The 9818-nt window shown below is 69.0% G+C and carries 12 protein-coding genes; 4 read left to right on the top strand and 8 right to left on the bottom strand.

The window, feature by feature from the left end:
- Positions 1-722, bottom strand: a 722-nt coding sequence (locus ACILQR_RS13510) for a DUF2793 domain-containing protein (protein ID WP_395651918.1), incomplete at its 3' end; no start/stop codon positions are given.
- Positions 723-1054: 332 nt separating this feature from the next.
- Positions 1055-1516: a DUF4112 domain-containing protein gene (locus ACILQR_RS13505; RefSeq protein ID WP_395651917.1), complete on the bottom strand. Its 462-nt coding sequence runs from the start codon at positions 1514-1516 to the stop codon at positions 1055-1057.
- A 143-nt stretch (positions 1517-1659) separates the two neighbouring features.
- Between ACILQR_RS13505 and ACILQR_RS13500 the strand changes: the two genes are divergently transcribed.
- Entirely contained in the window at positions 1660-2565 is a 906-nt protein-coding gene (locus ACILQR_RS13500; protein WP_395651916.1) for an endonuclease/exonuclease/phosphatase family protein, read from the top strand.
- Here ACILQR_RS13500 and ACILQR_RS13495 read toward each other — a convergent pair.
- Genes ACILQR_RS13495 through ACILQR_RS13485 form a run of 3 tightly spaced genes read right to left on the bottom strand, consistent with a single transcriptional unit; the run spans position 2543 to position 4982 of the window.
- Entirely contained in the window at positions 2543-3751 is a 1209-nt protein-coding gene (locus tag ACILQR_RS13495; protein WP_395651915.1) for a CCA tRNA nucleotidyltransferase, read from the bottom strand. The genes ACILQR_RS13500 and ACILQR_RS13495 overlap by 23 nt on opposite strands.
- The gene (locus ACILQR_RS13490; RefSeq protein WP_395651914.1) at positions 3748-4422 is read right to left on the bottom strand and encodes a CoA pyrophosphatase; all 675 of its coding nucleotides are present in this window, start codon (positions 4420-4422) and stop codon (positions 3748-3750) included. Before ACILQR_RS13490 ends, ACILQR_RS13495 begins: the two co-directional genes overlap by 4 nt.
- Positions 4419-4982 carry a DUF1285 domain-containing protein gene (locus tag ACILQR_RS13485; protein ID WP_395651913.1) on the bottom strand — a complete coding sequence of 188 codons (564 nt, stop codon included), beginning with the start codon at positions 4980-4982 and terminating at the stop codon, positions 4419-4421. The genes ACILQR_RS13490 and ACILQR_RS13485 overlap by 4 nt, the downstream gene beginning before the upstream one ends.
- Before the next feature lie 256 nt (positions 4983-5238).
- On the opposite strand from ACILQR_RS13485, the gene ACILQR_RS13480 reads away from it, so the two are divergent.
- The gene (locus ACILQR_RS13480; protein ID WP_395651912.1) at positions 5239-5535 is read left to right on the top strand and encodes a HigA family addiction module antitoxin; all 297 of its coding nucleotides are present in this window, start codon (positions 5239-5241) and stop codon (positions 5533-5535) included.
- 9 nt (positions 5536-5544) lie between these two features.
- On the opposite strand, the gene ACILQR_RS13475 is transcribed toward ACILQR_RS13480, so the two are convergent.
- From ACILQR_RS13475 to ACILQR_RS13465, 3 genes are all read right to left on the bottom strand, one after another.
- Positions 5545-6033, bottom strand: coding sequence for a GNAT family N-acetyltransferase (locus tag ACILQR_RS13475; protein ID WP_395651911.1), 489 nt, complete (start codon positions 6031-6033; stop codon positions 5545-5547).
- Positions 6034-6291: 258 nt separating this feature from the next.
- Entirely contained in the window at positions 6292-7071 is a 780-nt protein-coding gene (locus tag ACILQR_RS13470; RefSeq protein WP_395651910.1) for an enoyl-CoA hydratase, read from the bottom strand.
- Complete coding sequence (locus tag ACILQR_RS13465) at positions 7068-8186, bottom strand: MBL fold metallo-hydrolase (protein WP_395651909.1); 1119 nt, start codon at positions 8184-8186, stop codon at positions 7068-7070. The genes ACILQR_RS13470 and ACILQR_RS13465 overlap by 4 nt, the downstream gene beginning before the upstream one ends.
- 176 nt (positions 8187-8362) lie before the next feature.
- Between ACILQR_RS13465 and ACILQR_RS13460 the strand changes: the two genes are divergently transcribed.
- Together ACILQR_RS13460 and ACILQR_RS13455 are read left to right on the top strand one after the other, a co-directional pair.
- Positions 8363-9307, top strand: a complete 945-nt coding sequence (locus tag ACILQR_RS13460) for a hypothetical protein (RefSeq protein ID WP_395651908.1) — start codon at positions 8363-8365, stop codon at positions 9305-9307.
- An 89-nt stretch (positions 9308-9396) separates the two neighbouring features.
- The coding region (locus tag ACILQR_RS13455; RefSeq protein WP_395651907.1) for a hypothetical protein at positions 9397-9818 on the top strand (422 nt) is incomplete at its 3' end.

Genomic DNA, 9818 nt, shown 5'->3' with positions numbered 1-9818 from the left:
ACCGTCCAGGTGCCGCTCGTGGTCAGGACGGTGGTCTCGACCCGCCCACCGCCGAAGGGAAAGGCCACCGCGCCCGTGGTCCGGTCCACGGTCATGGCGGCGAGCCAGGTCGAGCCGTCGGCGCTGACCTTGAGCGTAAAGTCGTCGTCGCCGATCAGGCCCAGTTCGGCCCGCCCGGAATAGCCGCTCTGGAACAACAACGATCCGACGTCGGTCGCCGTGTCCTTGTTGAAGGTCAGGCGCAGGTCGCCGTCGCCGCCGTCGGAGACCGACCGTGCGGTCCACAGCGCCTTGTTCAGCCGGGCGGCGAAGGGGTTGGTGGCGTCAGCCGTGGTGTCGAGACCGAGCCGGGTCAGGGCCTGGACCGCGCCGAGTTGCTCACCCAGTGGCGACCAGCCGGTCGAGGTCCGTATCGCCAGCCGGGCCTGATCCGCGACCCAGGCGACGAGGCCGGACGGGGCCGCGACAACGACCCACCCGCCGGCCTCGAACCGGACGAGGTCGTCGGCGTCGAAGGCCGACCAGACGCCGCCGGTGGGTGCGGTGGGCAGGATGTAGAGGTCGCCGTCCTCGGGGTCGGCGGGCTGGGTCGTGGTCGTATCGCTGACCACCGCGCACTGGACGAGGGCGTCCAGCCGGGTCAGGGCCTCGTTGAGGGTGACGTGTTTCTGAAGCTGGCCGGCGGCCAGATAGGGAAGCCCAAGGCGGGCGCTGGTATCCATGACGATCTCCGTTGCTGTCGGAGATCAGTCTGGGGGCGCGGCGAACCTGGGCGCGTCGGGATGGGGTCTCGACGCTGCAATCCCTTGTGCGGCAAGGGATTGGTGGGCCGAGGTTTGAAAGTTCGAGGCTGCCGACAAGCCGGATTTCTTCTTCCTCCGCCTGCGGGAGAAGAAGGGCGGAGATGCGGGGAGGCCCGTGGAAGGGCTCTGAAGGCCTCCCCGCTGACCGGCTCGCGGCTGTCAGGACCGCGCGCGGCCGCCAAGGCGTCCGAGCGACGAGCCGATCTGGGGCAGGTACGGCGAACGTCCGCCTGCGGATGACGGGAAAATCGTCAGTCGTGCAGATAGACGACACGGCGCAGGTTCCGGTCGCCGCGCACGGTCTCCAGATGCCGGTCATGATCGCCCGAGGCGCGGGCCGCGCTTTCAGAGTCCTCGACCCAGTGGGTGGAGGCGATGTCCTTTTGCAGGGCCTTGGCGGCCAGCAACTGGCCGGGGAAGAAGGTGTCGACGACGTCGCCCGCGATAGGGACCGTGCCCGTGGCGGTATCCACCGCCATATAGGCCGCCATCTGGGCCAGGGTCGAAGGCGAGGCCTTGGCGCGGAGTGCCTGAAGGATCAGCCAGCCGCCGGTGCCGACCGTATAGACGGTGCCGACCACCGGCACCCAAGTCAGAAGACCGTCGAGGCCCAGGCCGAACGGCCCGATACCGATGACCCGGTCGGACAACTTCTTGACGCCCTCGACATTGGACCAGATCTTCTCGATATCCGCGATCGTGCGCCGGGCCATGGTATCTTCCTTCATCGCGGCCGAGGCGGCGGCGACTGTAACGCCCCATACCGACCCGCGTTCACGAGGAAAGCAAGCGCATGAGGCTGAGCGTGCATAGGCCGGCCGTTCCGACCGTTCGCCAGATCGCAACAGGGGCGGCCATGTTGGCGCTGGGGCCCTCTCTGGCGATCGGTGCGGCGGGGCTGAGCGGGATCGGGCACCGGTGGGTGGATATCCTGGCCCAGTTCACAGGACCGGCAGTGGCGGTGTGCGTGGCGATCCTGATCGTGACGCTGGTGGCGCGGCTGTGGATGGCGGCGGGGGTCGGCGGGGCGGTGGCTCTGGTGTTGTTGGCGGCCGGGGCGCCGCAGTGGTTTCCACCGAAGGGCCGGGCCGAAGCGGGCGCGCCGGTCGTGACGCTGTATACGGCCAATCTGTGGGTCTGGAACCGGGATGCGGAGGCGATCCGGGCCTCGGTGGCGGCCAGTGCAGCCGATGTGGTGGTGCTGATCGAGACGCCGGTTCCGATGCTGGATGATCTGGACGTGCTGCTGCCCGATCAGCCGAACCGGGTGGTGGAGACCGGCGGGGCCTATGCGGTGGACGGGACGGTGATCGCCTCACGCTGGCCGGTGCGGAAGGTCGAGGCGCGGGGCGGGATGAACCACGTCGCGGCGGTGGTGGAGACGCCGCTGGGGCCCGTGACGGTGTTCGCAATCCACCTGACGCGGCCCTGGCCCTATCAGTTCCAGTGGGGGCAGATCAGCCAGGTGATGGCGCTGGACGACTCCATGCAGGGACTGGAGGGGCCGGTGGTGGTGACAGGCGATTTCAACAGCGTGTCGAGCGCGCGGATCGGGCGTCAGATCAAGGGGGAACTGGGGCTGATCCCGGCGCCGGGCTGGCCGGGGACCTGGCCTGAAGCGCTGCCGTCACCGCTGGGGATCACGATCGACCAGGTCTATCGCAGCCCGGACCTGGCCCTGATCGAGCGTCGCTTGGGGCGGCCGACGGGGTCGGACCACCGGCCGGTGGTGACTCGGCTCACGCGGTCAGAGAGGCAATGACGCGGGCCAGCCGTTCGGCGTGGCCCTCGGTCGGGAAGTCGTCGGCGATCCAGCCGGCCTCGAAGGCGGCGAGTACCCGGCCGGTGTCGGGACCGGCGGGCAGGCCGGCCGCCGCGACCTGACGCCCGCCGACCGGCAGACGGGGGATGGGCCAGGCGTCGGCGAGGTCGAGCCAGGGGGCGGCGGCGGCGGCCCTGTCTGTCTCGGCGGCGGCGCGCTGGACCCGGTCGCGGAAGGTCTCCCGGCCCAGGCGGTAGAGGTGGGCCCGGGCCGTCGGCGCGGTCATGTCCAGGTCGATCTCGCCGGACGCGGCGGCGACCAGGCGCAGACGGTCGGGGTTGGACAGGCGCAGGGCCCGGGCTGTGGCCTCGACGCTTTCAGGGTCGGCGGGCAGCAGAGACGAGAGGCGCAGGACGGGGTCCGGGCTGATCTCGACCATCCGCTCAAACGTCGTCAGCGCTGCGGTGTCGGGCAGGATCCGGGCCAGCACGCCGGAGCTGGCCATGGCGGCGATCGGCGGGCGGGGATCGGGGGCGCGCAGCAGCTTGAGCAGTTCGCGCGAGACCCGCTCGGCCGACAGCCGGACCATGCCCTCGGCGAGGGCCGCGCAGGCGGCGAGGCCCTCCGCGTCCGGTGCGCCCCGGCCGTACCAGGCGAAGAAGCGGAAGAAGCGCAGAATGCGCAGATAGTCCTCGCGGATGCGCGTTTCGGCGTCGCCGACGAAGACCACGCGGCCCGCGCGGGCGTCCTCGACGCCATGGCCGGTAGGGTCGAACACGGTTCCTGAGCCGTCGGCGTACAGGGCGTTGAGGCGGAAATCGCGCCTCTGGGCATCCTCGGACCAGTCGTCGGTGAAGGCGACGGTGGCGTTGCGGCCATCTGTCGAGACGTCGCGGCGCAGGGTGGTGATCTCATAGGGCGCGCGGCCCGAGACGGCGGTGACCGTGCCGTGGGCCAGGCCTGTGGGCACCACCTTGAGGCCCGCGGCCTTCAGCGCCGCCATGGCCGCTTCGGGTTTCAGCCGGGTGGCCAGATCGATGTCGTCGACGGGCTGGTCCATCAGGCTGTTGCGCACGCAGCCGCCGACGAAGCGGACGCAGCCCTCTCCGCCCGCGGCCTCCAGCGCGGCGATGACGGCGCGGGTGGCGCGGCTGGTCAGCCAGGGCTGGTCGGCGACGGTCGTCATGCGGCGTTCTCGTCTGCCCTCGTATCCTCGCCGTACAGGCGGGCGTGCAGGCCCCGGACGATGCCTGCCGTCACGCCCCAGATATAGCGCTCCTGCCACGGCATGGCCCAGTACCAGCGACGCGGGCCGGTCTCGGGGTCGTAGTGGTCGCGGCGGTGGTTGGCGACGTCCATCAGGAAGTCGAACGGCACCTCGAACACCTCGGCGACCTCGTCGGCGCTGGGGGTCAGGCGAGGTGGTTCGGTCAGCCAGCCGACGACCGGCGTGATGCGAAAGCCGGTGCCGGTCTCATAGGTGTCGCCCAGGCCCAGGACCTCTACGACGGACGGCGACAGGGCGACCTCCTCGTCGGCTTCGCGCAGGGCCGCCTGCACCGCCGTTTCGCCCGCGTCGAGGCGGCCGCCGGGAAAGGCGATCTGGCCGGTGTGGCTGGTAAGGGTGTCCGAGCGGCGGGTCAGGAGCACGGTCGGGCCCTCGGCATGGGCGATGATGGGGATCAGAACGGCGGCGGGGCGCAGGGCCGACACGGCCGGAAACATCGTCCGGTCCCGATCCGGGTTCAGGTCGAAGTCCGAACGCACCGGCCGACGATCCGGGCTCCAGGTCTCGATCGGGTCCAGACCGGCGGTCAGGCGCGTCTTGAGATCGTGCAGCGGGTGGGTCGCACTCATTCCACCCCGGCTCCGACAGGACCCAGCGGAAAGGCCTGGCCACAGGAGGTCACGGTCAGGCGGCCGTCCACGACCTCGGCCATCTCGACCAGGTCGTAGAAGACGCTCCGGACGATCCGGGCCTCAAGCCCCCGACGCACGTGGATGCGGGGCGCGGGTTCGCCGGTTGCGGGGTCGGTCTCCACCGTGATCGGATGGGCGGCGTCGGCGGTGACATCGTCGCCGACGTCGGTGGTGAAGACCAGGGCGTCGTCCCGGCGCTCCATCGCCACGGCGCGGAACGGCAGGTCCTCGACCGTGATCCGCATCTTCTCGGCCGGGGTGACCAGATGATAGCCGTCGGGGTCGAGCCTCAGGACGGTCGAGAACAGCCGGACCAGTTCCCTGCGTCCGATCGGCGAGTTCTCGTGCATCCAGGTCCCGTCGGCGCGGATGACGATGTCGATGTCGCCGCAATGGTCGGGGTGCCACAGATGCACCGGCGGCAGGCCGCGACCGGGCGCCTGTTTGGCGGCGGCGGTGATCGCGCTGAGGCCTCCGGAGGGCGGGGTGTCGGTCATCGTCCTGACTTAGGCGCGGAGAGTGGCTGCGTCATCATGTGTGTCTATTGGTACGCCTCAACCTGCTCAAAAGTCGTCATCCTCGGGCTCGTCCCGAGGATCCAGAAACACCGGCTTCCGCCGCTGGTGCCGAAATGTGTGATAACTTCAGGACCGCAACAGCCAGGACACACCGTGAGTCTGGATCCTCGGGACAAGCCCGAGGATGACGGAACAGTAGAGGTTGTCGAAGATGATCGGGGAAGGACAATCACTGATGGCCGTCAAGCTTCATTCCAGTTTCGCCATCCATCCCGGCCCATGGCTCAGGGATGAGGTGGTCGAGCCCAGTGGGCTGAGCGTGACGGATCTGGCGCAGCGGCTGGACGTGACGCGACAGGCCCTGAGCGGGCTGTTGAACGGCCGTGCCGGGCTGTCTGCCGAGATGGCCATTCGCTTCGAGAAGGCGTTCGGCCTGAGTGCGGACACCCTGCTGAGGATGCAGACCGCACATGATCTGTCGAATGCGCGCAGTCATCAGGACCGGATACGGGTCGAGCCGATCGCGGCCTGAAGCGATCCTTCAGACCGGCCGCGCGATCCCCGTTGGTGCCGGAGCCGTCACGGGCAGCCACAGGATGCGGCGCGGGTCGGCGGGGCCTTCGAGGCGGAGGGCCGGGGCGGGCTCGAAGCCGAAGCGGGTGAAATAGGACAGGTCGCCGACCAGCAGGATGCCCGCGACGTCGCAGCGTTTGGCATAGTCGATACAGGCGGCGACCAGATCGGCACCCAGACCCGCCTTGCGGTCGTCGGCGGCGACGGTAATGGGGCCGAGGAACAGGGCCGGCTGGCCCTCGATCTCGATCGACCAGAGGCGGACCGACCCGACCATCCGCGCGCCGTCACGGGCCACGAAGCCGGCGGCCAAATGAGCACGCTCGCGGACACGCTCGGCGGTCTTGGCGTAGCGGCCGGGACCGAAGGCGGCCATGATCAATGCGTCCGCTTCGGCGCGGTCGCGGGGCTGCTCGGGGGTGATGACGAGCGTGTTGATGTTGGCGGCGACGGACATGAGGCGCGCCTGCTAATCGCAATGGGCGGCGGGTTCAAGGCAAGGCTTGATGACGCAAGAGGCCTTCACTCAAACTCCCTTCCTAAAGTTCGTCATCCTCGGGCTTGTCCCGAGGATCCAGAAACACCGAAGGCGATCCTGAAACCCGGCATCCAGATTTGCGTCAGCAGCACGACCCCATAGCCCCACCGTGAGTCTGGATCCTCGGGACAAGCCCGAGGATGACGGAATGAGGTTGTGGTCCAGCCCTTTTCCTTCTCAGCCAGCCTTGCTGAAATCCGGCGCTCGCTTCTGGGTGAAGGCCATGAAGGCTTCCATGGCTTCGGGGCTGGACATCTGGGAGCCGAAGGCCTCGCCCTCGCGCTGCATCAGGGCCCAGAGGCCTTCGGCGTCGCGCATCAGGCGCTTGGTCTTCCTGATGGAGTTGGGCGCGCGAAGGGCGACCTTGGCGGCAAGGGAGGCGGCGGTCGCATCGACGTCTGCCGAGGGCACGCAGCGATTGGCGAGGCCCCAGGCCAGAGCCGTGGGACCATCGATGGCCTCGCCGAGGGCGAACATCTCGAAGGCGCGCTGATGGCCGATCGCCATGGGCAGCAGCATCGACGACGCCGCCTCGGGGGCCAGGGCCAGGTTGACGAAGGGCACCGACAGCAGGGCGTCCTCGGCGACGACCACGAGGTCGCAGTTGAGCAACAGCGTCAGACCGATGCCGACGGCCCGGCCACGCACGGCCGCCACCGCCGGCTTGTCCAGATCGGCCAGGGCACGCAGGAACTGGAACACGGGCGCCTCGATCATCTGGGCCCCACCGCCCGCCTGGCTGATGGCGATAAAGTCCATGATGTCGTTGCCGGCCGAGAAGCTGTCGCCCTCGGACCGGAACAGGATGACGCGCACGGCGTCGTCGTTACGGGCGCGGTTCGTCGCCTCGGCCAGGACCGAATACATCGCCTGGGTGATCGAGTTCTTCTTCTCGGGCCGGGCCAGGGTGACGGTCAGGACGCCGTCGGCCAGATCAGTACGGATGGGATCGCTCATGCGTCGGTTTCCGGGGCTTCGAGGGGTTGAGGGTTGACGGCGACCCACCAGTCGACGCCGTCGGCATCACGGTCGCGTCGGATCAGGCCACGATTTTCCAGGCAGTTGAGGTGGGCCAGGCTCTCGCCCGTGGCCATGCCGAACACCCCGTCGCCGATGGGGCGGGCGAACAGGCTGGAGAAGACGTCGATGGCGCGTTTCGGAGTCCGCAGCGACCGCTCCAGCCGGCGCAGGCCGGTCTCGTGTCCCCGCTTGAGCGCGTCCAGCCGGGTGTGGACGCCGGTGAAGGGCTCGCCATGGGCCGGCAGGATCAAGGTCTGCGCCGGCAACAGATCGCGCAGTTTGTCGAGCGACGTCAGCCAGTCGGCCAGGGGATCCTGAAGCGGCTCGGTCGGCCAGACAGAGACGTTGGAAGAAATCCGCGGCAGAATCTGGTCGCCCGAGATGAAGACGCCGTCCGACCGGCGCCACAGGCAGACGTGTTCGGGGCAGTGGCCATTGCCGATCACGACCCGCCAGACGTCGTCGCCGATGGCCACATCGTCGCCTTCGCTCAGACGCCGGTAGCTCTGCGGCATCGACGAGACGCCGCGACCGAAGCGACCGAACTCCCGGCGATAGGTCTCGATCCGGTCCTCATCCCAGCCGGCGGCGCGAAGGAAACGGACCCCCTCCTCCGGCGCGGGCTGGCCGGTGTCTGCGAGCAGCATCCGGCAGGTGATGTATTCCAGCCGGGACATCAGCAGCGGCGCGCCGGTCCGCGCGCACAGCCAGCCGGCCATGCCGACGTGATCGGGGTGCATGTGGGTGCAGATCACCCGCGTGATCGGCCGCCCGCCCAGCGGGCCCGCAAGCGCGGCCTCCCAGGCCTCGAGCGACGCCTGGGTGTTCAGACCGGTATCGACCAGCACCCAGCCGTCGCCGTCCTCGATCGCATAGACATTGATGTGGTTCAGCGACATCGGCAAAGGCAGCCGCATCCACAGAACGCCCGGCGCGGCCTGGACCGCCGCGCCGGGTTCGGGCGGCGTGCCGAGGGGATAGGTCAGGCCCCGGTTGCCGGAACCCGCGTCGACCGTACCGTCCTGTGTGGTGATGACTGCGCCGTCGGCCAAGTCCGTCTCCTATCGAAACGAAGCTTTAGGCCCGAGGTTGGGCGTCGTCCAGATCACGCAGGGTAAGCGGTGGCGCAAGTTTCGCCGACGGTGGACCCATGTCCGCCTTGACCCCGCCACATGACCCCGGCATGGCTCCGCCACGTCGTACCCGTTGTCCGTCTGGAGCCGTCTTCGTGTTCACTCGATTCCTTCCTGCGGCCGTCGCCGCCCTGTCTCTGACCCTCGGGTCCGTCCCGGCCCTCGCCCAGGAAAATCCCGCTGTCGCGGCCCGGACCCAGGAAGCGGTCACCAATGCGGCCCAGCAACGGCAGGACCGCCAACAGCGCCAGAACCGCAACAGCCGGGCCCCCGCCGCCCCGACCCCGGAACAGAACAAGGCCGCCGCCGACGCCCTGATCGCCGCCACCGGCAGCACCTGCCAGACCACCGAAGTCGTCCTGCGCGGCCAGATCGGCGAGGGCCAGAACGCCTATGAGGTCGCCTGCGCCACCGGGCCGGGTCTGGTGCTGATCGGATCGACCCCGCCCCAGGCCGTCGACTGCATCGCCCTGTTCGGCCAGGCCGACATGGCCCGCGCCGCCGATCCGGACGCCGACGTCGGCCTGCAATGCCAGATCGAGGCCAACAAGGACGTCCTGAAGGTCGTCAAGCAATATGCCGCCGAAGCCGGCGTGAACTGCACGATCGACGCCGGTTCGGCGGTCGGCAAGTCCGAGGCCGACGGCCTGGTCTATGAGGTCGGTTGCACCGGCGTGGACGGCGTCCGCATCGAGAAGGCGGCGTCGGGCTGGACCCGGACCTCCTGCTTCCAGATCGCCTCGTCGGGCGGCACCTGCCGCTACACCACCCCCGCCGAACAGTCGGCCACGCTGAAGACCTGGCTGGCGCCCAGCGCGGCGTCCGACTGCGACGTGACCCAGTCCCGTTTGATGGGTGCCAATGCCAACGGCTCTTTCTACGAAGCCAAATGCGCCGCCGGAAACGGTCTGATCGCCCGCTTCAACACCGAGATGGCCGTGCAGCAGATCTACCCTTGCGAAACCGCCCAGCTGATCGGCGGCGGCTGCAAACTGACCGTGGTTCCGCCGGCCCCGGCCGCTGCGGCTCCCGCCCAGTAAGAGCGTCACGACGCCGTGACCGCCTCTGGGTTGCACCCGGGGCAATCCAGGGCCACAGTGCCTCCTTTCGGACACGATTGGAGGCGGTCATGCGGGCTCACTGGAAACAAATTGCGGGGGTCGTCTGCGGTGCCCTGATGCTGGTGACGGCGTCGGCCGTAGCGGCACAGACTCCCGGCAATGGTCAGATCGTCGGACCCGGCGGTCTGGCGACCGGCGCGCGCAGCTTCTCGACCAAGCTGACCGACCCGATGGCCGCGACGGTGACGGCGGTGACGCCGACCCGGCTAGATCGGCAACGCAATCGCAACGGCGTCTATACCCGCAACCCGTCGGTCAACGAGGTCGTGTCCGCCGCGCAGTCCGAGATCAACACCGCCAACGTCGACTGTCGCGTCGTCGAGGCCAGTCTGATGGGCTATAATTTCGAGCAGCAGGCCGTCTATGAGGTCTCCTGCGGGACCGGCATGGGCTATGTCGTCGGCGCTTCGTCGCCGCCCACGGTCACCGA

The organism is Brevundimonas sp. (assembly GCF_044239655.1).
Taxonomy (GTDB): Bacteria; Pseudomonadota; Alphaproteobacteria; order Caulobacterales; family Caulobacteraceae; genus Brevundimonas.
This window is presented reverse-complemented; position numbering and strand designations above follow the sequence as displayed.